The sequence below is a fragment of the Herbidospora cretacea genome, from assembly GCF_001570605.1.
GTDB classification, from domain to species: domain Bacteria; phylum Actinomycetota; class Actinomycetes; order Streptosporangiales; family Streptosporangiaceae; genus Herbidospora; species Herbidospora cretacea.
Window position 1 is genome coordinate 1 of the sequence record NZ_BBXG01000009.1, and the last position, 23,831, is coordinate 23,831.

The window sequence follows — 23,831 nt, forward strand, 5'->3', positions numbered from 1 at the left end:
CTCAGTGAGCCGGCGAGGTCGGGGAGGAAGGCGTCGGGGCGTGCCTCGGCTAGGACCCGGTAGATGCCAGTAGCCTCATCAGCTGCCTCCAATGCCTGCTCCCGGTCGCCCAGTTGAGCAAGAGATACTGCCAAGTTTCCTTGCCTGCGTGCCCGGTCCTCGGGAGGGGCGTCACCGGGCAACATCTTGTAGATCCTGCGAGAAACAACGGCATCAGCGGCGGCCAAGGCCACAGTCGGATAGGGGATTGCTGCATCGATCTCTTGGAGCTTGTCCAGAGACGACGGAGCGTGATCCAGCGCAGTGGCCAGCAGGTCGCCTACGATGATCCCCGTTTGGAGTGCCACAGCAATCGCCGGGAGCGCGAGGTTGTCCAAATCAGCGGCGAGCATCTCTGAGATGATTTCTTCAGCCTGATCATGATGGGTGGTCGCACGAGCCAAGACCGTCAATGCGTTCGCTGCCTGGCGCGGTTCCAGATCGGTAGAACACGCGCGGCGGAGTAGCGCCGAATCTGCAAGCTGAGTGGCGCAATGGTGTTCTGCCAGCAGGTCCGGCCGCACCGGTTCCAGCCACATCCCCGCCCGCCCTGGATAAAGCTCCCGCAGCCAGCGTCCAACACGCCCGAGGCGCTCCAGATTGGCATCAGCCAAATCCGGAACACGCCTAAGCGTTTGGCTCACCACTTCCTCGTCAGGACCGCCAAGCAACGCTACGACTGCCACAAGGTGCTCAATTGTGGTCAGCGCTAATTCCAGCTTGGCCCGCTCGGCGCTGGCGGCCCACAACTTTCCTTCGTGAGCCAGCAATGACGACAGCACGCCAAGATCAATGACCGCCCGAACCCCCGGGGCTTTGGTGATACTCGCCCGGCTGTCGAGCACTGCCACGAGCGCAGCGGCATGCAGAACTAGTACTTCGGGTGAAGAACCTTCTATCACTGTGAACGACACCTGCGGCGGGTCGATCTGAAGGAGCCGCGCGAAACGGGGCACGGCGTCAGCGGCTACTTGCACCGGATCTTGGTTAGGATCCAATTCCGGGGCAAGATCCATCACGGTCGTGGCGGCCACCAAATCCCGGACCGCCACGGATGACTTCTTACCGAGCAGATTCCACCATTCCCCGGCCTGCCGAGCCACCAGCAGGACCCGTACCTCACCTGCGGCATCATCCGCGATCAGCGCGGCCATATCCGCGAGCAACGACTCCAGTTCGGCGAGGGTCTCGGCGTAATCCACCACCAGCAGCGTTGGTTCCCCCACGTCCACCGTTGCCGCCAACGCGGCCCGCTCCCGGCCTGAAGCCACCAAGACCGTTTTCCACGATGCTGCCCGACTGTCTTCGGAAAACTCCAAAGCCAACCGGGTCTTGCCCACCCCCCCAGAACCGGTCAGCAGCCGAACTGGGCACCCACCGTCAGCCTCACGCCACGCCCTTAGCCCATCCAGTTCCCTCCGCCGACCCAAAAAGGGCACCACCCCACGTTCCGGCCGCAGCAACCCTGTAAGACTCTCGTCTGAGGCAGGCAGTTCCCGTGTGCCTAGCAACTCAGCGCGTTTGTTCTCCTCCGTGGACTCCGCCTCGCTCTTCTGAACCTGCAGAGTTTCCCGCTTCTCCCAGGCGCGGTCCAGAGCAAGGCCGGCGACGGCGCTCACCACTGCGGTAGCCACCCCCACCACGCCCGCTGCGGCGGTATCGGCCGCGAGGACCCCAGCCACGGCAGCACCCGCCGTGCCGCCAACACCAGCCAGCATCAGCAGCAGCCAGCCGCGCCGAGGACGTCGAGGTCTACGCATGCCACCATGCTCAACGCAACTCGCGATGTGGCATGCAACGACACCACTAGGGCCACACAACTGTTATCAACCGGTCACTGTAAGCAAGAATTGGTCTAACCGAATCAGTGCACATGGCCAGGGCAATACAGTTCCACAGCGTCCCCGAGTTGCCTACTCGAAGCGCAGCGACCCAACGCGATATCCACGCGATGATCAGCCATCGAGGTGGTGATAAGGATGACGAATCCCCAGGCCAGGCCGGATCTCCTGTTGAGTGCAGTGGTGGTCTTGAAAACCGCTAGGGGCGGTGACGTTCCTCGTGGGTTCGAATCCCACGCTCTCCGCTTTGCTTGGAAAACGTGGTCTGACCTGGCCTTATGGGTGTCGGGTGCCTGGTGATCATTTCCTTGATGTGCAGCTGTGTGCTGCCTGATGCGGCTCTATGTCGTTGATCGCGACCTATACGCGGCATGATCTTGGTGGTGTTTTCCCGTCCGGGGGTGAATCCGAGCCGTCTGCTGTCCCGGCTCAGTGAAGGTGGCACGGCCGTGGTGCTGTGAGCTGGACACGTGCCAGGTTCACTGAGCCGACAGGTTCCAATGGCTCAGTGAACCTGGCCCCCGTAGAACCTCAGGCCTAAGGTTCAGCGACAAGAGCACGGTCTCACCCGCCTTAGCGGCGCCAGCGCCACCTCCTCTCAGCCGTCGTGCCGCATTGAGTGAGCCGGTGCCACTTTCACTGAGCCGGCACATCCGGAACGGCCGCACGGTCGTTTTCGGCCGCCGACTGGTCGGGAAATTCGGACCGCTAATGACAAACATCCCAAGTGGGGGTTTATCGGTAAAGTGCTGAAATGTGCGGGCGGTATCGGAGAAGCTGTACAGCTGGTCTGATACATCCCAAGGGAAATGTCCATGACTATCACTGATAGAGCGTTCTATGTGGGTCCACCGCAGGAGCCCGACAAATACCGGCTGATTTCCCAGGTCGGTAGCGGGGGCGAGGCGGTGTTGTGGCACGCGATGACGTCCGTGTCCGGCGAGTGGGAACCGGTCGCGGTCAAAATCCTCAACCACGACAAGCAGGTGGACGTCTGGCGGCGCCGGTGGGATGACCAGGTGGAACTGCTGCGACTGATCCAGCATCCCTCCGTGGTCGGAGTCCATCAGCAGTTCCAGGGGGCCGCCATGCATCGGCCCGGTACGGCCGCGCCGGGCGACCGGCAGCAGCTCTACCTGGTGATGAATTGGGTGGAGGGCAGGCCTCTCGCCGAATGGCGCGCCCTGCACCAGCAGCCTGAAACGTTCTTCCAAGGGCTCCGGCACCTCATGCAGGTGGCCGACGTGCTGGCCTGGCTGCACCGGGGCGACGCGACGCCGTCCCGCCGGCCGGTCATCCACGCCGACCTGACGCCATCCAACATCATCATCGACACGAACGGGCAGGCCGTCCTCGTCGATTTCGGCCTGGTACGCGTCGCGCAGCAGACCAATCAGGTGGCGGAGGGCACACGCGGCTACTGGGCGCCGGAGGTCCTGCGCGAAGGACGGTACGCGCCCGCCTCCGACCGCTACAGCTTCGGCGCGCTGACCTTCTTCGTCCTCACCGGAGAACATCCGCCCGAGGACTACGCGGAGATCCGGGACCGCCTCTCCCGCGTCCCCCTGGTGACGGCGGTGCCCGCGCACCTCGACCATCTCATGCGCATGTTCGACCCGAATCCGGACGCACGTCCTTCGCCTGACGAATGGATCCGCCGCCTCCGGCTCCACAGCACAACCACCTCGGGCCTGGCCGACGCCGCCCTGCCACCACCCCGCCCACCGGCGCGTTCACTCGACCCGCGCCGTCGCGAGTGGTGGGTCGTCGGGGCGATGGCGGCGGCGCTGCTCCTGGGCGCCCTCACGCTGTACCTGTCCGGACTTGGCGATCAGGGCGCGGGCGGACAACCGGCCGCGGCGACCACGAAAGACCCAGCTCCCAGCGCGACCCCGACGGCGACCCCGAGCCTGAGCCCGAAGCCGTCACCCGTGCCGGTGGCGGCTCCCACCGAGATGCCGGACCTCGTCGGCCAGCCGGCGGAGGAGTCCGCGGCCTTCCTCCGCGAGATGGGAATCAAGGTCACTCTGGTCCGCAAGTGGGACGAGGCGGCCGAGGACGAGGCCGTCATCGGCCAGCTTCCGAAAGCCGGCAGAAAACTGCCGACAGTGGTTCGCCTGACCACAGCGCAACGCCCGATCGTGAACTACCTCAGCGCGATCAATCCCATCGATGGTGACAGTCCGGTTTATACAACCGCATATATCGGTGACAAGTCATTCCCGCAGAGTGCCGTGTTCGGTTCCTGCACCATCCAGGACTGGATGACCTTGGGAACCGAATGGCGGAACTCAACCGAATATGACCTCAACCAGGCCTATGTGGAGTTCCGCGCGACCATCGGGATCGGTTCCGCCGGCAAGGACGTCAGCGCCAAATTCCAAGTCATCGTCGACGGAGTCATCCGGAAGGCGGTCGTCGTGGCCTACGGCCAGAGCATGGACATCGTCGTTCCGCTCACCGGAGCGCAACGGCTGATCCTCAGATCCGACTGCAACGACGACGATGACCCGGCGGCGCAGCTCTGGGGTGACGCGCGCCTTCTCAAGAAGCCCTGATGGGAAGCGCTTCCCTACCGGCAGGCGGCCATGACCGCTGAGATGAGGACATCCCCTCCAACCGAAGGAGCGCCGTTGTCCGGCACGATCACCGAAGCGTCCACCGTCACCTGTGGTCTGCGGCGTGGTGACGGTCACCTGATGGCCGTCACCGCCGACGGGCTCGTTCTCGGCCGCACCGCCGCCGACCCGGGCCGTCTGCCCGACCCGCTCGTGTCCGCCCGCCACGCGCGGGTGATCCACACGCCGCACGGCCTCCAGATCGAGGACCTGGGCAGCACCAACGGAACCTGGGTCAACGGGCAGCGCATCGTTGTGCGGCTCCTTCGCGATGGGGACATCCTGCGGCTCGGCCGGACGCTGCTGACCGCTGTCGTGCCCAAGCCCGGCGAGACGGCTCTTCCGGCCGACGCCGACAGCTGCCTCTGGCTGCTGGCCCGCTGGGAGCGGCTGCGTGCCCACGCCCCAGGCGACGACTACCTCGACCGGCTGGCCCGAGACACCGGGGTGCCCAGAAGACGGCTGGCCGAGGTGCGGAACATGCGCAACGCCATCGCCCACGCTGACGGCACCTTGCCCGCCCAGCGGGTGGCGTCGGCCCTCCGGCTGGTCAGCGAGGCCGAGAGGGCGTTGCGGGCATGACAGAGGTACGGGTCAGAGCGGCCGGGCGGCTGATCCACCTGCCCTGCGACCGCAGTCTCACCTTCGGCCGTGACCGGGGCTGCGACGTCTGCCTCGACCCGGCCGATCGCGGCATCAGCCGGGTCGCGGGATCCATCGAGCACCAGGCGGGCACCTGGTGGGTCGTCAACCACAGTGCCAAGCGGGCGTTGCACGTCGTGGACGAGACCCGGCTCGCCCTTCCGCTCCCGGTCAACGCCGAAGGCTGGCCGCTGAGCAGGCAGGCGATCGGGGGCCGGCGGATCACCGTGCTGGTGGCGGGCGAGCTCTGGACTCATGAACTGGTCGTGGAGCCCGTCGGGACCCAACACACCGACACGGCCTCGCGGAAGTCGGCCGATCCCCGCTCGACGATCTCCCACGTGCCGACGCTGACTGAGAACCGCCGGGCCGCTCTCGTGGCTTTGGCCAGCGGTTATCTCCGGCCGCATCCCGACTACGACCCCCGTCCCCTCGGCTACGAAGACGCGGCGGCACTGCTGGGGATCAAAGGCACCCAGCTGAGGAAGCGCATCGAGCAGATTCGGGGCCAGTTGACCGACGCCGGGGTGACGGGGCTCGACTCCGTCGACGCGCGCCGGGCTCTGTGTGAGTGGAGCCTGGCCATGAGGTTGATCAGCCCGGCCGACCTGAGCCTGCTCCCACCCGCGTGACCTTCACCCCGCCGAGCTGACGGTTCGGAGGCCTCGCGGGGGCATGTCCTTCAACCGCTTGTAGAGCGCGCCGGTGTCAGTAGTACGGGGGGCCGGGGGAAGGCTCGGCCGGGTCGGGTGTCCGGGTTTCTTAGCCCGGTGGCTTTGCGTTCCTTACCCGGGCGCGGTTGATCCTGGAGCCAGCCATCGCAGTGGGTGCGCGGCGCTGCCCGCCGATCCGGTCGCCGCCTGGCGGGATTAGCTGTACGCCCTGGACCTGGCCGAACACGGCGAATTCACAGCGACGGATGGAAGGACAATAGAGGGCGGCTGCTACGCCGCGTCGACCGGCACGGCACTACCGGTCCCTCATTGACCGGCGAATCGGTCAACGTCATCGTCGGCGAGCTGGCCATCCGTGCCGACATTGCTAACGCCGACACCGTACTGCCCACAGCCTGCGCTGGCGGTGCGACCGTCGCCTATGCTGCAGGCGTCCCCGTTTTGGTCATCGCCGTACACGGCCGCTGGGCACCCAACTCCCCGGTCATCCTCAGCTATATCCGTGCGGTGGACTGCTGGCGTGACAACGCGATGCGCAACGTCGGCCTCTGACCAGCGCACCAGCGTCAGGCCAAAGCCTCGCACCTATGAGGCGCCATCTCATTGACCGCCAGCCCGGGAAGTAGCCCCAACTGGGTCACGTCCCCGTTTGATCGAGGCGCTTCGCGGTTATTTGGTGCCACTTCCACTGAGCCGTGCCAAATTCACTGAGCCGGGACATCTGCGCAGGAACACTCCCGGAACGCGGCTTGATGGTGATCACACGAAAAAGCCCCCGGCCGATGTGGCCGAGGGCTAGGTGGAGCTTTGCCGGCGGTCAGCCTGCCAGCGCGGCACCGATCCGGCGGTTGGCGGATTCGGCGCCGCCGTCGACGCACTTCGCGTACACCTTGAGCAGGACGTCGACTCCGTGTCCAGCCCGTTCGGCGACGTCGGGCGGTGCCACACCGGCGTTGAGCCAGAGGCTCACCGCAGCGTGGCGGAGGTCGTAGGGGCGCCCGGCCAAAGGTGAGGCGACCTGTTCCGGGCTCAAGGCGAGGGCTCGGGCCGCCTTCCACGCTTCGCAGTAGGTGCCGATCGAGATGATCCCGCCGGTGAGGGTCCGGAAGAGGCGGCCGTCGTGGTTGGTGCCGAACTCGTCGATGTGCTCGTGCAGGATCGTCACGAGCTCCGGAGGGATGGGAACCGGGCGGCCTTCGTTCTTAGCTCGGTGCTTGAGCCCTCGGTCATCGTGACCTTCCCCGCTGTCCGTCCAGCGCTTGTTGGACTGCGGCTTGGACTTGGCGACGATCAGAAGGCCCCAGCCCTCCTCCGGAAGGTTGCAGTCCACCTTCCGCAAGGCCAGCGCTTCGGCCGGACGTAGGCCCGCGTAGTAGAGGCAGGCGAAGAACCCTTTCAAATGGCGCCCGCGCTTGACGAGGCCGACGTAGGTGACCGCCGTTAGAAGTTCCTTCGCCTGGGTGGGGTTCACGACGACGCGGCGGTCGACGACCTCACGGACTTTGGGTGGCTTCCACGCCTTAACCCTGTCAACCGGGTTGGATGCCAGGATTTCGAGCTCTACGGCGTACTGCAGGAGGTTGTAGAAGACAGATCGCTTGCGGGCGATGGTCGTCGCTCCGGCGGCGGTTCCGTCCAGCCGAAGGGTGATGGCGTCCAAACCCAGGCGAGTGACCCGGGGCTTGGCCAATTCGTCCATGGGGAGTGAATGCTTCTCCAGCCAGTCAATCGCCGACTTGATCTCTGGCGGGCGCGATTCGGTTCTGGCAGCAGGCGGGAGTGCGTACTGCCGCAAGGCGCTCCGGAGAACGGCGGTTTCCGGGTTGTCCGTCGCGTCTACTTTGACGAGGGCGGGGATCACTGTCGCCAGCGCATCCGTCATGCTGTCCCGCGTCTTCGCGGCAGCGTGAGGCCATTTCATGTCGACGTACGCGAGGGCGAAATCGTAGAAGGTCTTCTGCTTCTCCACCTTCAGCATCGAGACCGGAAGGCCCGTTTCGACGTCGAACGCCTCGCCGCGCTTGGCAGCCTGCCTCAGGTCGGACAGGAAGCTTTCCGCCAGAGCCTTGGTCTTGAAGCTGGTCGACTTGACCTGACCACCGACCTTTCTCCGGACTCTGTACGAGGGGCCGTTCTTGGTTTCGTGCCGCGTGATGTCCCAGAAGCGGACCTCATAGGAGAGGTTCACGAGACCTCCCGCAGGGAGTCCAGCCAGGTGGCGAGTTCGCTGCGGTAGACGCGGATCTCGCCGTTGGGCAGCTTGAGGCCGCGCGGGGCCTGCCCGGTCTCTCGCCAGCGGTAGAACGTCCGGCGGGAGACTCCGCCGAGCGCGTCGAGGATCTGCGGCACCGTGAGGAGCTCGTCGTGGCGGCTCACAGGGCACCGCCGACGATGGCTCGGGTGAGAGCCTGCTCGGCCAGGCTGAGCCCCTTCCCGGCATATGACCAGTCGCCGATGACGGCGACGGCGTCTTCCGGGAAGAGGGGGAGCCGGCCGGTGGTGATGGCCTCGCCGCGTCGGTGTTCCTCGCGGGCGGCCCGCAGCGCGCCGAGGGTGGTGGAGTAGCGGCGGCTCTTGGTGGAGAAGTGGCCGCGGAAACCGAGCATGTGGGCCCAGCGGTCGAGCTTCAGGTCGGCCAGGTCGTCGAGGGTGGCCAGGCGGAAGCATTCGGCGATGTGGCGGCGGGCGTGCTCCGAGATGGGCAAGGCGGCGAGGTTCTCCAGCGGCTGGATGCGCCGGTCGAGGGTGCCAGTGCTCTCGGCGGATTTGGTGGCGTACTTGGCGATGTAGCCCGCCACGGCCTGGTCGGTGAGGTCGCCGGTCAGCGTGATGGGGCGGATGTCGAGCTGCTTACCCCAGGTCAGAGTTCGCTCGGGCAAATCGTCGATGGCAGGGACGGTCACCGAGACGACACCGGCCGCGTGGTGGATGGCGTCCGTGAGCAGCGCGACTGTGGCCCAAGCCGGAGGCGGCGAGGCGGGTCCATCCGTTCCGTCGGGGCGGACGACGGCGTGAAAGTGCACTACGCCCCGGTGCTGATACTCGGCGACTTTGGCGAAGGAGATCGTGAGGACCTGGCGCAGTTCCTTGTTCGAGAGGCCCGACAGCTTGGCGACGCGACGGCGCAGCGCTTCCGTGAACCGGCGCCAGAGCTCGGGGGCCAGCGCGTTGAACAGCACGGCCTCGGTGTAGCCGTAGCAGTCGAAGCAGAAGGGCTCGCCGAGCCGCGTGTCGTTAACGGAATGCTTGGCCGGGCACGTCATCTTGACCCCGTGAGTGCAGTTTGGTGCCGCTCGACGGACGCGGCAGCGCGGTGTCTTCGTCTTCTTCGCGCCCCGGTTGTGGACGATGCCGAAGGACGGCGCGGTCAGCGTGACGAGCAAGCTCGGGTGGGTGATGACCGAGGCCGGTACGCCTTTGCCGCCGACCAGGCCGGCGCGCACCAACTGGTAGGTGTCGGCGCGATAGATCTCCGCGCAGGCGGGGCAACGGGTGGCGCGGCGGGTCTTGCAGGGGACGTTCAGCACGCCACCGAGTTCGGTACGCGTGGTGTAGCGGTGCAGGACGCCGCCGGTGGCCTGGTCGATGTGCTCGACGTGGCCGCGCAGCCGGATGGGCTGGCGGCAGCCGCCGGTGCCACGGATCTGGGAGGCCCAGCGATCGAAGCTGGGGTCGTCCAGCCGGGCGATAATCCCGGCTATCAGGTGCGCGTTGGTGTTCTGAGGCAAGATGGGGCCGTCCTCTCCAGTGTTGCTGGGTGGATGGCCCCCGGCCTGGCGCGGATCTTGGTGGATGTGTGGCCAGGCGGGGGGCGTTGTGCTTACGCGCCGAGGTCGAATCCGGTGCCGCGGCAGTGGGGACAGCTTTCGCCGTCCCCGTTGACGCCGGTCCCGTTGCAGGCGCAGCAGAGACAGCCGGTCACGGCTTGTTCTTGTGGTCCCGGGGGATGAGCTTCAGGTACACCCGGTAGGGGCGGCACCGGGTCTCCGGCGCATGGCAGATCTTGATGGGCATGGTCTAGGACTCCTGAGTCCGGTACGGCGCGGCGGTGCTGCAGATCGCCACCGCCCTCCACTCGACGGGACCGAAGTTCCGGCTGGTGGCGTAGTGGCCCCGCTCGAAGGTGATGGGCGTTTCGAACTGCGCGGCGTAGTCGTCGATCTCCGCCTTCATCACCTCGTCGGCCGCCCGGGTCGCGAAGGTGTAGACCGTGACGTCGGCCAGCACCGGTATGGCGGGGCGGGCCTCCATGAAGTCGGCCAGGGCGCGCAGGCCGGCGATCATCTCGGTGCGCTGGTCGTTGATCATCTGGTTCCCTTCAGCGTGCGGAACAGGTCGGTTGCGAGCTGGGCGGAGACACCCAGCCGGGCTTGGAGCGTCGTGGGGCTGATGGCCTCGCCGTGCTTGGCGCGGTGTTCGTCGGCCAGTCGCTGTGCGTAGGCGACGAGCGCGGTAGACGGGCCAGGAGCGGGTTCGGCCGTGCCGGAGGCGCGGCGTTCGAGCATGGAGATCGCGATGAGGAAGGCGACGGCTGGTGTCGCTGCGGTGAGCCAGCCCCAGACAGTCGGGTAAGCCTGGTGCAGATTGGCGGCCAGTGACAGGGTGATCCCGCCGGTCATGACCACGACAGGCCAGGACACCCGGCCGGTCGTGGTTCGGCCGGTCCGCTTGTCCCGTTGGCGTTCACGGGCGGCCATGACGCACGTCAGGTCGATGCAGATCGCGATGGCCCACGCCATCCAGCCGGTCTGGCCGTTCTCCAGGGCCGTTCGGCGGATGTGACTGAACGACCCGGCGCCCGCTATGAGCGCGAGGACGACGACCGGCCCGGAGTCGAGCAGCCAGCGAACGACGCGGGACACCGATTTCCTCCTTCCGAGATCGAGCCATCAGATCCGGGATGCGCGCGCCGGCCAGAACCGCACCCCAGCTCGGAGCCATGTGCGCCCATCGCTGGGTCGCTTCTTCCGCGGTCTCGTTGGCGACGAGTGAGGAGCGGGACCGGTACCACTGGCCGTTCTCGTGCGCGGCGATGGCGACGCCAGGGCTGGCGGCGGGAATCATGCGGGCCGAGTCGAGCGCGGCCGGGTCGAGGTCGCCCAGCGCCATGACGGCCGTCTCGGGGTCGTTGACGCGGTGGCAGACCCGTCCTGAACACTGGGCGCGAAGGGCGGTGACGCCCGTGCCGAGGTCGGAGCCGATGCGCTGGCCGCAGCACACGAGGTAGATGCCAAACGCCCGGCCGAGCTGAGCCACGCGCAGGAGCGCGGTGGAGATCGCGGCGACCTCGTCCTTCTCGCTCTTGTCGGCCATGAGGTAGAGCTCGGCCAGCTCGTCGATGAGGATGACGACCGGGAGCGGCTGCAGGTCGGGGTGTAACTGCCAGATGTTGCGCGCCCCGGCCGCGCGGCACATGTCCATCCGGCGCTGCATCAAGGTGCCGACCTCGGTGAGCAGGCTGAGGCACTCCGGCCGAGACGTGGCCAGGGCGGACAACCGCGGGCTGTACGGGGCGAACTCGACGCCGCCCTTGAGGTCGAAGCCGACCAGGGCGACCGGTTGCGGAGCCAGCCCGACGATGAGGGCGTTGGCCAGGTTCGACTTTCCGGACTGGGTCGCCCCGGCGACCATCCAGTGCGGCACCGTCTTAAAGTCGATGACCCAGGGACGGCCGGTCTCCAGGCAGCCGACCGTGACCTGGAGCAGTTCGGCGGGGTCCGCCGGGGCGGCGACGTTCACCAGCGGATCGCGGATCGTGACCGACAGGACAACCCGGCCCGGCCGGGGTGAGCTGACCCGGACGCCGTGCACGCGCCAGGAGTGGGCCAGCCGTTCGGCGACCTTGCTGTAGTCCTGCGGGACCTGCCCTTCGAGGGTGCGGATGGTGACCCGCCAGCCGTGCCGGGTGGGCATCGGCCACCACATCCACGGCTTGGCGTCCAAGCCCACCCGACGCCAGCGGCGATTCACCTGAACCGTGCCCGTCTCCAGCACCAGGCGCGGCACTCGCAGGAACCGGGGCCGCTGGCGTCTCTTGGTCAGGCCGCAGCCCAGGGCGATCTTCCGCCAGGTCAGTCGTACCCGGATCGAGGTCAGCAGGTAGCCGATCACGAGCCAGAACGAGGCGGTGTAGAAGTGACGCCAGGCCCAAAGCCCGGCCGCCGAAGCAGCCAGGGCGATGAGCGCGACGTGCAGCTCGTCAGACACGCACGTCCTCCCCGACGGGGAGGAGCGCGGCGGCGCGGTAGGAGATCCCCCACCGGCCATCGAAGTCCCACAGGTAGCCGACCAGGCCGACCGGGTTGATCTGCTGGCCGGCGACCACGGGCGGTTCACCGCTGATGCCGATCTTCATCAGCTCAAGCCGCCCGGCGTCGTCTTCCACCGAGACGGTGACCTCGTAGACGACCTGGCCGGTCTTGTCGAGCTTGATCTCGCCGGTCTCGCGGTTCAGAAGGCGGGGCTTGGGGTTCTTCACGCAGGTGAGCGTGAGGCGGGTCGGGTCGACCGGGATCGGGATGGTGCGCATGTGCTTCCTCCTCTGAGATTTTCTTAGAACACATAGAACGCTTGGTATTCTAAGTTGTCAAGGGATTCTTTGGCGGCCTGGTTGGCAGGCCGGTCGCGCTGTGCTGGACTGAGGGGATCACCTCATGAAGGGCAGGCCATGGTCGAGAAGACCGGGCGTCCGGGCTATCTCCAGATCGCCGACGACCTCCGGAGCCAGATCCAGTCAGGCAAGCTGGCACCCGGTGCCGCGCTGCCCTCGACGGCGGAACTCGGCGCCCGTTACGACGTCTCGGCGAGCGTCGTGAAATCGGCCATCTCCGTACTTCGCACGGAGAAGCTGATCATCGGTCAGCAGGGCAAGGGCGTGTTCGTCCGGGAGCAACTGCCGGCCGCGCCGTCCGAGGCGTCTTCGGATGGGGAGTCCGAGCTCCTGCGGCAGCTCGTCATGATGCGCGAGGCGGTCCAGGACCTCGGGCAGCGGGTTGCGGATCTTGAGAAGATCGTTTTGTCAGAGCGGAAAGGATCCGACTGATCCGGCAGAGAAGCCCGTCGAGATCTGACCGTATTGCCTGTAGTTCCTGAATGACCTCATTGTCGTCCATTTCCTGTGCCCTCAACTCTCGAACCGGCATCTCGGTGGCGCACAGGAAGTTCATCAGTGCCGACCGCATTCGGGTATCACGCGCGTTTAGCTAAACTCTTTCACTGGTAGTTGCGCACCGATTACACAGGGTCTTCACTCGTTCTAAGTACACGTCACTAGGTGCGCGACACCAGGCGCGACCCTCCTCGTGACCCATAAGGATGCAATGAAGGCAAACCGGCCAGGCTGGACCCCCGCGCGGCTGCGCGAACACCGTGAAGCCCACGGCCTCAGCCTCGAAGCGGCTGGAGAAAAACTCCGCGAAGTCGCTGAAAGGAACGAACTCGGCACGTTAGCCGCGAACTTCCAGACGCTCTGGTCACATGAGAGCGGCGCCGTATATCCCAGCCCCGCATATCGCCGGGCCTACTGCCTCATGTACCAGGCAACCGAATCAGTGCTGGGATTCCGGCGCCCACTCCCAGGTGAACGGCACCAGAGCCCGATCTCTGTCCTTCCCCGCTCCACGGACCCTGCCATCGACGCCCAGACCGCCTCTGTCATCGAACAGACCTTGGTCCAGCTCTCCGCCCGGCTCTCCCCACCCGGCCATGAGCTGGACATGCTCCGTCAACGGGTTGTCGACGCGTGGCACCGCTGTCCCAGTCCGCGGCCGATCCTCATCCTGATCGGCGGACACTCCGGCTCCGGCAGGACAGAGTTCGCACGATTCCTGGCCGATGTCACCGGCTGGGCGCTGCTCGACAAGGACACACTGACTCGCGCGCTCACCGAACGTCTGCTGACCACCCTCGGGGGCGACCCCCACGACCGGCACAGCGACCTCTACCTCACCGAGGTGCGCCCCCTGGAATACCGATGCCTCATGGACGCGGCCTTCGACAACATCGCAGTCGGGACCTCAACCGTCCTGTCGGCCAACCTCGTCGCCGAACTCCACGACGACGCGTGGCTATCCCGGCTGACCAACCGCTGCGCCGCCAAGGGCGTCGACGTCGCGGCAGCATGGGTGACCTGCGACCCCGACACGATGCGCGAGTACATCGAACACCGAGCAGCCCCACGCGATGCCTGGAAACTGACCAACTGGGACAGCTACACCGCTGCGCTCAAGCTCAACAACAGTCCTGGCGCGCACCTCACGCTCGACAACACCCTCTTCGCCGCCATCAGCCTCGCTGATCAGACCCGTGAGGCGCTCAAGCAGATCCTCACGTGAGCGATCTCTGCTGCAACTGCCCCAACGCCGCTGATGCGGTTCGATGAAGGTCGCATGAGCGATGTGGCCCTGGTAAGCCGTCCCGCCCTATCGACTGTTCTCCGCCGCCTCTGGTCACGATCGTTTCCGTTACGGCTTCGCCTGGCCGGCCATCCGAGCAACTCCTACCTACGTCTGTCCTCGCTCATGGCCCTATCGAACCACGGACGCCCAGGCTGCTGGATGAGAACTTTCTCTACGTAATCAAGCCGGCCCGCCTGCGGCGGTCCGGCGCGCGTCGGGCGGCCGCGGGCCGCGCTGCGGCTCTTCGGCCGGTCGCGGCCCGCGCCGCCCACGCGCCGACCGCATCGGGACCGCGTCATTGGAGAGTCCCTTCGGTCTGACCCCGTGACAGCATCGTGCGTTCAGAGGTCGTCCCTCTGCATAGACAAGGAACGACGAGCAAAACCGCCCTAAAGGGGCGTTGACTACGGTCCGGGCCGGAAGTGGAATCGAGTTATGAACCTTCGGATTAAAAGACGAATTTCTTAGTGCCATTTAGTTCCGTAGGCTATCTATTTCTATCATCCGGTCCGGGTTTGCCGCCGCCAAAATGCCCGACGATGATGCACAATGTTGTCCCGTATCGAAGCCCATGAGCAACCACCGAGCAACCATCAGCTACCCTGTCCGGCTTTACTGAAACGCGATCGCGTGCTCTCTACCTTGTATCCTACGCTAAAGTGTCCGAGTTACCGGGCAAGGCGGAATAATCTTTGAGGCCCACAGTAACGGGCGCGTCCCTGTCGTGCGCCGCCGGGAAGTCGGCTTCGGCTACTCATCCTCTACCTGCAGTACTACAAGACGGCCGGACCTCACCGCAGCATCGGACAGTTGTCCTCATCGCAAGCCAAACCGGACTGCCAACCCCAATCGACCTGGCCAACCATCGAGTCATGCAGAGCCATCCTCGGCGGCCGCATGCACCCGTGTCAGATAGCTGGCCGACACCACCAAGAACCGGCAGGCCAGACATCGAATCTTATTATTGAGCCCCACAGGCACAATGCCCTGCGCGAGTACAAACAGTTCTACAACCGGTATCGGACCCATCAAGCCCTCGCCCAAGCCGCCCCGCTACGTCCCGGAGCCGATCATTGATCCCGAGCGAATCGCGAGCTTGACCATCCGCCAGCGAGACTGGCTCGGCGGAATCCCTCCACGAATACTCACATGCCGCTTGAGCTGCATGGATGAGGTTTTCGGCAGGTGCAGTCTCCTTCAAGACCTTGAGAGCGCCTTGGAGTGTTCGGCGCTGCCGGTCAAGGTCAATCTTGCTCCGCCCGTCGAGCCCGAACTCGCTGACGAACGCGGTTCCCGCGATGAGCGAACGAATGATCATCAATCTGGCACAGGCGCGTGAATGAATTCACGCGCTGTGAACATCAAGGTCGTCTACGTGCACGGGGAACGCCGCGACGCCGTTGTCTACAGCACTGCGCCTGCCGATTATTCCATCCGTCCTGGTCACGACCTTGCAGGCAGGCTTCGACTCCTGACGAGGAGTAGTGCGGCAGGATGACTGGCGCTTTTTGGGAGGGCAGACCTTTGTGCGCCATTGATCGGCATAAGGTTGATCAAGAGGGTAAACACAACAGCGCTCGCGCCGCAGCTAAGCAAGCCGGGCATGCGCGGGTCCGGTCCCATGGAATCAGCTTTCCGGCCTGTGCCTGATGTAGCAGTATCCTAGCTATCTCACTTCTTTCCGAGGCCGGAAGTCAAGAGAGTTGCTCAGCGCCCGGGTGCCCATGAACCTAAATAGACTAAGCGCTTTTCCAGAAATCCTGCGCGTAACGGGGCGTGGGGTGCGGAAACTCTGCCGTAGTGGTTGACCTGGGGGTTCATGGCTCGAGCATGATGAGGTCTCGGGCATCCTGCTGACGGTGTTGTGGTCCTTTCTCTACCTCTTCCTCGGGGTGTCTTTCAGCTTCTGATCCTGCTGGGCCGGAGTGATCGGGCCAAGGCGATCGAGATCGTGGTGCTTCGCCATCAGGTCGACGTGCTGCGTCGTCAGGTGAGCCAGCCCGAGCTTCAGCCTGGAGATCGGGTCGTGCTCGCGGCCCTGTCGCGGCTGCTTCCCCGCTCCTCGTGGGATGTCTCCTTCGTCACCCCCGCGACGTTGCTGCGCTGGCACCGTGCCCTGGTGACGCGCCGGTGGACCTACCCGTCCAGATGATCTACCTGGAGGTGGTGGCAGGCTTACACTGATCATGAGTAGTTAAGTGCACATGAGTTTGCTGTGGGAATTCGTTCGCGCCCATCAGACCCTGGTGGCAGGTGCCTTCGCTGGGGTAAGCGCTGGAATCGCCGGGCTAGTCCTGATCGGTACTAGGCATGACCGGCGGGAGCGGCGGGACCTTGTCTCGGCCGACCGGTTCGAGGCGGCAGAGAAGGTCTTGATGAAGGCCTCGGAGATGGCCCTAGCGGCCAGACGCGGCGTTCATCCTCACGAGGATTGCGCCCTGCACGATCACATCCTGGGATTGGTCCGCCGCCTGCGGCAGCATCCGCGAGGCAAGGCGCTGGCACGCGCGTTGGAGAAGGTTCACCACACGATGGACATGCCTCACAGTGCCGCCGAGCTTGATCTGGACAGGTACGCCGAGCTGCTGTCCCGGCAGACCGGGCCCAGAAGCTAGTGGATATATGCCGGCCGGGCGTCGGGAGGAGTAAGCGGGCGGTGCGCTGCTGCACCTGAACCCCGAAAGAACCGCGCCCTGGCGGCGCTACCGCCCAGAAGATTCGCATCGGATACCGGGTTGAGGAACCCCAGGCAAACCGATTCGATTGGTCCCACTTCCTGAGATTCGAATCCGTGCGGCCGTCGGGACTCGGCGCCGAATCCACCTGCGCGGGGCCGATCGCTCTGGCATCCTGATGGGCTCGTCTTCTAGCGAGCCCCGATGCTCGGGCTTTCCCAGCGAACAGGAGCTTGCACCATGGCGATCCGCTACGACGACATGCACGAAATCACCGGTGCACTGATGATCGCGGTGCTAGAGGAACTGACCGTTGCCGGGCAGGCGCCCGTGTTCGCTGAGTACGTCGGTCAGGACGGTTGGTCGCGGAGTAGCCAAGAGACGCTGATGGTGATTCGACGCCAGCGATGGCGGCACCCCATGGCGCTGTCCAGCCCGTACTGGTGGGAGCAACTTCCCCAGATGCGGGCTTTCCGCACCGTGCTGGCCAGTCATCCCGAGTTGTCCAGCAGAGTTGACACTCTGATCGGGTTCGACTTCTCGGCCCAGAGGCGGGACCTGCAGCAACTCCTGATCGTGGACTTGCTGACGCCGCTGGTGGAGGCGGCCCGTGACTACGTCTTCGACCGTACGGTCTTCGACGTGGCTTACGAGCGGGTGGAGGCAGGTCTCCTCGCGGAGAATGTTCGGTGGTCGCAGATTGTGCCGCTTCTCGGCTTCGACATGGCGCAGCGGCTTCAGGTCGACCTGGGGGACGGGTTGGTCATCCGGCTGATGACCGACGTCGAACTGTCGGCGGCTGTCCAAGCTGGCCTGCCTGACCAGGCGAGCTTCGGGACCCTGAGCCGCGAGGTGTCGCGGCTGTATCAGTGCGCCGTGATCAAGGTGACCACCTACCCGATTCGCGCAGGAGAGACGGTTGATCACGTCGTTAGACCAGCGTCTATCGCTGATGACGCGTCGCGAGTCCAGATCGCCCTGCGGTTGGTCTGCGGGGGGTCGGTCACCACAGGCCGGCTGCTGGAGATGCAGCATCCCGATGACTTCCCCGCCACTCATGGGTATTCGGTTTCGCGTAGTTGGAGTGACGCGCCTGACCTGGACCGGCCAACCCTCCTTCTCGATCCGGTCCAGGTCACAGCGGTACAGCGGATGATGGTGATGCTCGCCGATCCGGCGATCACGGGTAACCGGCCGCTTCAGCTGGCGATCCGTCGGCTGATGTGGGGGGGTTCTCGCGATCAACCTGAAGATCGCCTTATCGATCTGACGATCGCCGCAGAGGCACTGTTTATCCACGGTAAAGGGAGTGGCGGAAAAGGGGGCAAGAGTGCGCCGATTGCTGCGGGTGCGGAAGCGCTGCTCGCTGGAGACCACGAGCTTGGCGTACCTGCCGCTGAAATTTCCTCGTTTGTCACCCACGCGTACAAGCGCCGAAATCATGAAGTCCATGCAGACCCCGGCACCTTCTGGCCGCTCAACCTTCTCGACGGCTCCCAGGCGCCGGACCTTCGATCTATGGTTAACGATCTAGAGCGATTGATATGTCGCGCCGTGGCTTTGACGATCCACCGGTCAGCCACTTCTCTCCAGCTTTCACCGTGACGTATTCCCGCAGGCAACACTTCGGCGGTCGGCGGGTCAGGTGCTCGGCGAGCAGACACAGGCCTCCCCATCCCACATCGACGCACGTCGCGGTTGCGGTGATCGTCATGGCCGCGTGCTGGTGGTAGATGACCGAGGTGCCGGGCTGCGGCCTTGAACCGCGTCGGCAGAACCCATCGATGTTCTCAAGGACGAATGCTCGCGGTGTCCAGGCGTCGGTGCAGCATCGATATCAAGGTCAGCACGTCGAGGGCGTCTGATCTAGAGGTGGCCCAGAGGACCTTTGGCGCGTGAGCGGTTGGATTGCGAAAGGTACTGAACAGGCCCTTCATCAGCATCACCAAGCCGTTCTGTTCCGATCGTTCCCACTCGGTCGCCAACGTGTTAAAAGCAATACGCGGACCTTGTCCGATAGAGCACGTCTTGTCCACAAGGCTAGAGCCGTCGCCGTGCTCACCGGTTAGAGTTCGCAGCTTGTCAGCCACACTCTTTGAAGCCTCTAGTACAGCGTGAAAGTAGTTACGCTGCAGCAACTCAGCACGGCAAAAGTGCAGAACGTCAGGATGGACGTTGCGTCGGTTCAACTCTGCACGTAGGTCATCTGCACGCTGCTGCGCTTCTGCCACGGTGGTGGCGGCCGTGGTACGAGCGACCTTGCCGTCGTCCCGGACTTTGTAGCCGCTGTAGAGAAGACTTTCGTTGACTGCGGTTCGCACTTGTTCGAAGGCAGGGCCAGATGTGAAACGAACCGGTCGCATCACCTCGCCAACGAGGCGCAGCATGGCGTTGCCATCCCCTTGCCGGTTCTGTCGATCGGCGACAGCGTTGAACAACCGCTTCCACTTGGTTTGCCCCTCACTGTTGGGGGGTTCGGTGACTTTGAGTGGAGCGATGAGGTTGGGGATCTGCGTTCCCGTTACCGCATCGGCCAGTGCTTTGCAGATCTGCTCTACCGAAGCGGCAGGGAATGGCGCGGGAGGGGGGTGTGCTGTCTGAGACATGGCATCCATGGTCCTCGTATGCTCCATGGAACGCTACCGATTTGCTCGGGCTGTATTTTGTTGCTCAGGCTAACGTGCTCGCTGTGTTACTTCTAAAGCTCTGATGATCTGATCTTGTTCGGGCGTCGTGACCCCGGGGATTGCACCTTCGGCCAGTTCCTTGAATCGGCCAAAGGCCCAGCGTTGCAGTTCATCGTCGGCTTGTCCTTCTGGCGGTGACAGGATTCCGTTGAGCGTATGCGCTGCGGTGCGAGTGCGGACGCCCGCGCGTATCCACGCGAGTACCTCCGGGGTATCAGCTCCAGAGCGGATGGCGAGTGGCAGTAGGTTCAGCGCTCGCATGCTCTCGTCCGGCAGGTTCCACAGGCTGTCTGGCTCGTGTTCATTGCCGTTAGTGACGATAGCTACCAGGGAGCCGGCAATGAGCGAAAGTCCAAAGCGGAAACCATTGCTGACGATAGCAATGACTCGTGGTAGCGGATCTAGTACACCACGGCGACTGTTATTTTTCACTGCCGCGGGATGAGTCTCGATAGCTACGTCAATTAAAGGCTTTCCAGCCATCCATGCCTTAAGTGTCCGACTGTATGCTTTCCAGCCAACCTGGCGATCGGAAGAACTGGTCTCATAAATATCGGCAAGGCGGCTGGATCCATAAGAATTCTTCGGCAGGATGCGTTCGAGTTGTTCGGGGGGAAGCGTATTGAGTACGTGGAGCAAGAGGTCTGCCCAAAGGGAAATCTTGTTAGGGGTTGGGCCTTCCGCGAGTCGCGCTCGTAGCTCTATATAGATCGATACTGTCTCGGGCAGCGGAAGACCAGATTGATGAGCTGCGAGTGACAGCCAAGATGGCACGCCAGCGCGCTGGATGTAGTCCTGCCCGGCTGCCTCAATGGAACCGGCGATTTCCTCAGCACGAGAGCGGGCGTTTGCTCGATGTGCCGCCCATGTCTTGCCGATGATGCCTTGTGCATCACTCTCGTTGCCCCCTGCGAATGACAGGAAGCTGAAGGCAACCTGTTCTGCGCTGGACATCGCCTCTACGCCGAAGTCGTCGGACAGCGCATTGGTTATAAGCCCGTCCAGTGAACTTCGGAGAGCGGAAGATGCATCCTCGTCTTGCAGGAACTCGGCTTGACGGACCGCCCGTCTGGCATCTTCGGCGGAATCTAGCACTACAAGTTTATTCGGCACCACTATCGCCATGGACCTTGGTGCAACGTGCGCCCTGCCCGCTCGACCGATGGCATTCAGCAGCTGGGAGCGGGCTCGGTTCTTCTTCTGCTGCTCGTCGGCCTGGTCGTCGTAGCCAATGTCAGTGCCGCCAATAATGACAGCAGTTGCTGGCATATTAAGCCCTTGTGCCATTGTGCCAGTCGCGAACATGGCGGTAGCGATGTTCTTGTCGAAGGCGATTTCGCTGGCTCGTTGTTCTTCGCTGAGTAGTGCACTGGTATGGACTGCAACGCCCTTCCTCAGCGCGGGCCTCAAGGCGGACTCTGTGCCCAATTCTAGTTCCGCAAGGACAAGGAAGGCCTCGACTGTTTCACCAAGAGCGAGTGATGCGTCTCTGAAGCCAGGTATTTCGATTGCCGCCAAGAAGCTGTCGTGCTTGCTGCGGGGAAGGAAAGCCAATACCTTTTCGCCCTCTTCCCCAAGTTGCTGTGCGATTGCAGTGGTAGCCGGCCTGCAATATCCTTTGCTGTCGAATGTTTTCGCACGACGAATTTTCAGAGGAAAACGAATGTCGGTGCTCACTACACAGTAATCTTCTTTGATGGTGCTCCGCCAGGCTCCCTGGAGCCCGGCAAGCAGGTCCACTGGTGCCAAGAATCGCTCGTTCTTGCGGTGCGGTCCGTAGCCTGCGAGGCGCGCATACGCTTCGGCGGCGGCAGTGTTACGGCGTTGCCGATCGACTCCGGCTATCGCCCGCAGCGTTCTCGTTGGCCGCCACGGCGCGTCCACCACGATGGAAGGTGAAAGTGTGGCGGCCTGGAGCCATGTGGCAAGTTCATCAGGGTTCGACACAAGTGCCGACATCAGCATTATCCGGGCCTGGGGAGCACGGTTCATCACTTCGGCGAGAACGAGTTCGGCGATCATTCCACGGCCATTGAGCTCGCCAAGAAGATGGGCCTCATCGAGGACGCACATTGCTAGTTGGTGGAATGCTTCGGGGTTCTGTCTCAGCGCCAACGAGCACTTTTCCGGCGTCATCACCAGCACCTGACGATTGTCAATCTCGGTGAAGGATTCGCCGGTAAGTTGAGTATATTCAGCGCCACCGACGAACTCGCGAACAGCAGTCGGGCCGAATACATCTGCGGTGTGCCTGCGGATCTGCCCCACGAGCGCGTTGGTGGGGGCAAGGTAGAGCACCCATCCTCTGCACAACGCCTGGCCGACAGCCAGTTCCGCTACTGATGACTTCCCTGAGCCGGTGGGCACCGAGACCACGGCATGCGCGCTGGGTCCGGGTAGGGCTTGGTCCGCATAGCTTTGGGCTGCAGGCCACAGAAGCGGTCTGGACGCGGCGCGTTTACGCTGATAGGCGACAAAGCGCCCATCGTCGTCTGGTGGTGGCGGCACGTTCCGTAGTGCGCGACTGGCGGTGCCTTCGCAGGCTGTTGCCAGTAGTAGGAGCAGATGGTGCAAGTCGGGGTGAGCCGCAGGTCTTGCCCGATCGCTTGAGCGATCCTCCAACTGTCCGGCCAGTGTCCGCAACGCGGCGCCGGATTCAGGGTTGTCCTGTCGACCAAACGTTAGCCAGTCCAGATGCTCGGCTACATGAGTGCCGATTCGTCGCCAGATCTCGTGCCGGACAGCGGTTCTCAACGGGGCCAGAGGGTCCGCTGTAGGCGGTTCGCGTTCGGTGGGGGTATTGGCGAGGCGAAGCAGGTTGAGGATCTTATCCAGGGCCCACTGGCTGATCTGGCGCTCCGGATCTTCGAGAGCGTCTGGCGGCTCACCCAGCTCACTGATAGCTAAGGCGGCGTTAGCGTCATAGCCGGCGATGAGGTAGAGCAGTCCCGACTCAATCTGCTCGAACCGCCGCACGGACCCAAAGATCCAGTACTGCTCCTCCTGTTCTGTGGACGGCTCAAGCTCGTGCGCAACCATGATCGCTTCAGCGGCGACGAATCCACACGCCTGAACAGTGCCGAACTCCAATTCCGGTCGCAGGATGGCATGTACCTCCAACGCGGTCGCTAGTCGGCGCAAGTCGTCAGCAAGAGTGACATCGGCCTGGCGGTCAATACCGAGGCGGGAGTCTTTCGCTTCCAGCCACGCGAGGGTCAGCATGCGGCGGATCTCAGCAACCGTAAGGCCTTCGACAGACGGCAGCGCCTGCAGCAGGACCTCGATACCACGGTTGAACATCAGACAACCACCTCCTCCACCGCGGCCCGCATCGCGTCTGCCACCGCGTCGAAGAACGCGTGAAACCCGGACAGCCTCACCACGATCACCCTGCGGCGTTCCAATGGCTGACCGAGCTTGGCAAGCGTCGGCCGTTCGCGGAGGAAGTCATATTCGTCTTGGTACACGATCATGGGGAGGTAGGAGGCGTTGTCCGTCCACAAGGCGTCTTTTACCTGGTCCTGGAGGTGGGAGGGCAGCACGTACCGGAATGCACTCAGCTTGGCCCTCAAATCTGGGCCGTGCACGCCCCGCTCGACCTCGACAAACAGCTTGATAGCCTCACCAAGATTCTTGCTGGCGTATGAGCAGGTCGTCTTGTTCTCACCGATCGCCACGCCCAGAACGTCCGCTTGGACGTACATCCCCACCGAGTCCAGACCTTGACGAGTGGGCGTTTGATGAACCTCCGCCAGGGCGCAGATCTGGCCGTCCACGCACGTTGTCTTGTGACGAGCGCTCAGCATCAACAGAGCGTGACCGACGCCTTCCCCCATCCAGGCATTGCGACGCATATCCCGGAACAACTCGTCCTCTTCGGTCGGAAAATCGTTCGATTTTCCGATCAGCGACAGGACCGTGCGACGCATCTCCTCACGTCGGTCAACACCGCGCGCGAGCAACTGCTCTGACAACTGAGCATCAATACCTACAGCCCCGGCAAGAGCCCCGACGAGATAACGACCAAAGGCGGCTGGTGCCGATGACTGCTCAACCCCGGTAACTGTAACGACGACATGGCTGGGACCACGCACGGCTGGCGAGAACTGGACGACCTGCCCAAGGTGATCAAGGGCCGCCTCCAAGATGTCAATGGGCGCCACGACCTGGACACTCACGGACATTGCCTCCCCTCACTTCAACCCCATCCGGGACAGGGCGCCGGCACGCGATTGACCGCGCTCTGCTGTTCAGGGGTC

At 64.0% G+C, this 23,831-nt stretch carries 20 protein-coding genes and 1 tRNA gene; 10 read left to right on the plus strand and 11 right to left on the minus strand.

Annotated elements, in window-relative coordinates:
* On the minus strand, positions 1–1,799 hold a 1,799-nt coding region (locus AW270_RS19085; RefSeq protein WP_157522223.1), incomplete at its 3' end, for a hypothetical protein.
* 242 nt (positions 1,800–2,041) lie between these two features.
* Here AW270_RS19085 and AW270_RS38865 point away from each other — a divergent pair.
* The 5 genes from AW270_RS38865 (at position 2,042) to AW270_RS38870 (ending at position 6,366) form a co-directional block, all read left to right on the plus strand.
* Positions 2,042–2,125: transfer RNA gene (locus AW270_RS38865), tRNA-Ser, on the plus strand.
* A 570-nt stretch (positions 2,126–2,695) separates the two neighbouring features.
* Complete coding sequence (locus AW270_RS19090) at positions 2,696–4,438, plus strand: protein kinase domain-containing protein (RefSeq protein WP_169807339.1); 1,743 nt, start codon at positions 2,696–2,698, stop codon at positions 4,436–4,438.
* Between the two features lie 75 nt (positions 4,439–4,513).
* Entirely contained in the window at positions 4,514–5,080 is a 567-nt protein-coding gene (locus tag AW270_RS19095) for an FHA domain-containing protein (RefSeq protein WP_061296197.1), read from the plus strand.
* Complete coding sequence (locus AW270_RS19100; RefSeq protein WP_061296199.1) at positions 5,077–5,772, plus strand: FHA domain-containing protein; 696 nt, start codon at positions 5,077–5,079, stop codon at positions 5,770–5,772. The genes AW270_RS19095 and AW270_RS19100 overlap by 4 nt, the downstream gene beginning before the upstream one ends.
* A gap of 351 nt (positions 5,773–6,123) precedes the next feature.
* On the plus strand, positions 6,124–6,366 hold the full coding sequence (locus AW270_RS38870; RefSeq protein WP_157522226.1) for a site-specific integrase: 243 nt from the start codon (positions 6,124–6,126) through the stop codon (positions 6,364–6,366).
* A 265-nt stretch (positions 6,367–6,631) separates the two neighbouring features.
* Here the strand turns inward: AW270_RS38870 and AW270_RS19105 are convergent, their stop codons facing one another.
* From AW270_RS19105 to AW270_RS19135, 7 genes are all read right to left on the minus strand, one after another.
* Positions 6,632–8,002 carry a tyrosine-type recombinase/integrase gene (locus AW270_RS19105; RefSeq protein ID WP_061296202.1) on the minus strand — a complete coding sequence of 457 codons (1,371 nt, stop codon included), beginning with the start codon at positions 8,000–8,002 and terminating at the stop codon, positions 6,632–6,634.
* On the minus strand, positions 7,999–8,190 hold the full coding sequence (locus AW270_RS40590) for a helix-turn-helix transcriptional regulator (RefSeq protein ID WP_061296204.1): 192 nt from the start codon (positions 8,188–8,190) through the stop codon (positions 7,999–8,001). The genes AW270_RS19105 and AW270_RS40590 overlap by 4 nt, the downstream gene beginning before the upstream one ends.
* The gene (locus AW270_RS40595) at positions 8,187–9,542 is read right to left on the minus strand and encodes a replication initiator (protein WP_061296206.1); all 1,356 of its coding nucleotides are present in this window, start codon (positions 9,540–9,542) and stop codon (positions 8,187–8,189) included. Before AW270_RS40595 ends, AW270_RS40590 begins: the two co-directional genes overlap by 4 nt.
* A gap of 289 nt (positions 9,543–9,831) precedes the next feature.
* Positions 9,832–10,122: a hypothetical protein gene (locus AW270_RS19120; RefSeq protein WP_061296209.1), complete on the minus strand. Its 291-nt coding sequence runs from the start codon at positions 10,120–10,122 to the stop codon at positions 9,832–9,834.
* Positions 10,119–10,592 (minus strand): DUF2637 domain-containing protein, encoded by a 474-nt coding sequence (locus AW270_RS19125; protein WP_369408999.1) that lies wholly within the window; start codon positions 10,590–10,592, stop codon positions 10,119–10,121. The genes AW270_RS19120 and AW270_RS19125 overlap by 4 nt, the downstream gene beginning before the upstream one ends.
* Positions 10,498–12,021, minus strand: coding sequence for an FtsK/SpoIIIE domain-containing protein (locus tag AW270_RS42150; RefSeq protein ID WP_369408996.1), 1,524 nt, complete (start codon positions 12,019–12,021; stop codon positions 10,498–10,500). Before AW270_RS42150 ends, AW270_RS19125 begins: the two co-directional genes overlap by 95 nt.
* Entirely contained in the window at positions 12,014–12,343 is a 330-nt protein-coding gene (locus AW270_RS19135; RefSeq protein WP_061296214.1) for an SCO3933 family regulatory protein, read from the minus strand. Before AW270_RS19135 ends, AW270_RS42150 begins: the two co-directional genes overlap by 8 nt.
* A gap of 138 nt (positions 12,344–12,481) precedes the next feature.
* Here AW270_RS19135 and AW270_RS19140 point away from each other — a divergent pair, with 138 nt between their 5' ends.
* From AW270_RS19140 to AW270_RS19160, 5 genes are all read left to right on the plus strand, one after another.
* Entirely contained in the window at positions 12,482–12,856 is a 375-nt protein-coding gene (locus AW270_RS19140; RefSeq protein ID WP_061296216.1) for a GntR family transcriptional regulator, read from the plus strand.
* A gap of 277 nt (positions 12,857–13,133) precedes the next feature.
* A complete protein-coding gene (locus AW270_RS19145; protein WP_061296218.1) occupies positions 13,134–14,147 on the plus strand; it encodes a P-loop nucleotide/nucleoside kinase family protein in 1,014 nt (337 codons plus the stop codon).
* Positions 14,148–16,161: 2,014 nt separating this feature from the next.
* Positions 16,162–16,362 carry a hypothetical protein gene (locus AW270_RS19150; RefSeq protein WP_157522229.1) on the plus strand — a complete coding sequence of 67 codons (201 nt, stop codon included), beginning with the start codon at positions 16,162–16,164 and terminating at the stop codon, positions 16,360–16,362.
* A 52-nt stretch (positions 16,363–16,414) separates the two neighbouring features.
* Positions 16,415–16,825, plus strand: a complete 411-nt coding sequence (locus AW270_RS19155) for a hypothetical protein (RefSeq protein ID WP_061296223.1) — start codon at positions 16,415–16,417, stop codon at positions 16,823–16,825.
* 300 nt (positions 16,826–17,125) lie between these two features.
* The gene (locus AW270_RS19160; RefSeq protein ID WP_061296225.1) at positions 17,126–18,490 is read left to right on the plus strand and encodes a hypothetical protein; all 1,365 of its coding nucleotides are present in this window, start codon (positions 17,126–17,128) and stop codon (positions 18,488–18,490) included.
* A gap of 185 nt (positions 18,491–18,675) precedes the next feature.
* Here AW270_RS19160 and AW270_RS37815 read toward each other — a convergent pair whose 3' ends face one another.
* From AW270_RS37815 to AW270_RS19170, 3 genes are read right to left on the minus strand one after another with little or no spacing between them, the layout of a single operon-like run.
* The gene (locus AW270_RS37815; protein WP_218009280.1) at positions 18,676–19,500 is read right to left on the minus strand and encodes a TIGR02391 family protein; all 825 of its coding nucleotides are present in this window, start codon (positions 19,498–19,500) and stop codon (positions 18,676–18,678) included.
* Positions 19,501–19,560: 60 nt separating this feature from the next.
* Positions 19,561–22,872: a DEAD/DEAH box helicase gene (locus AW270_RS37820; protein WP_082801666.1), complete on the minus strand. Its 3,312-nt coding sequence runs from the start codon at positions 22,870–22,872 to the stop codon at positions 19,561–19,563.
* Complete coding sequence (locus AW270_RS19170) at positions 22,872–23,750, minus strand: hypothetical protein (protein ID WP_157522232.1); 879 nt, start codon at positions 23,748–23,750, stop codon at positions 22,872–22,874. The genes AW270_RS37820 and AW270_RS19170 overlap by 1 nt, the downstream gene beginning before the upstream one ends.
* Positions 23,751–23,831: the final 81 nt, after the last annotated feature.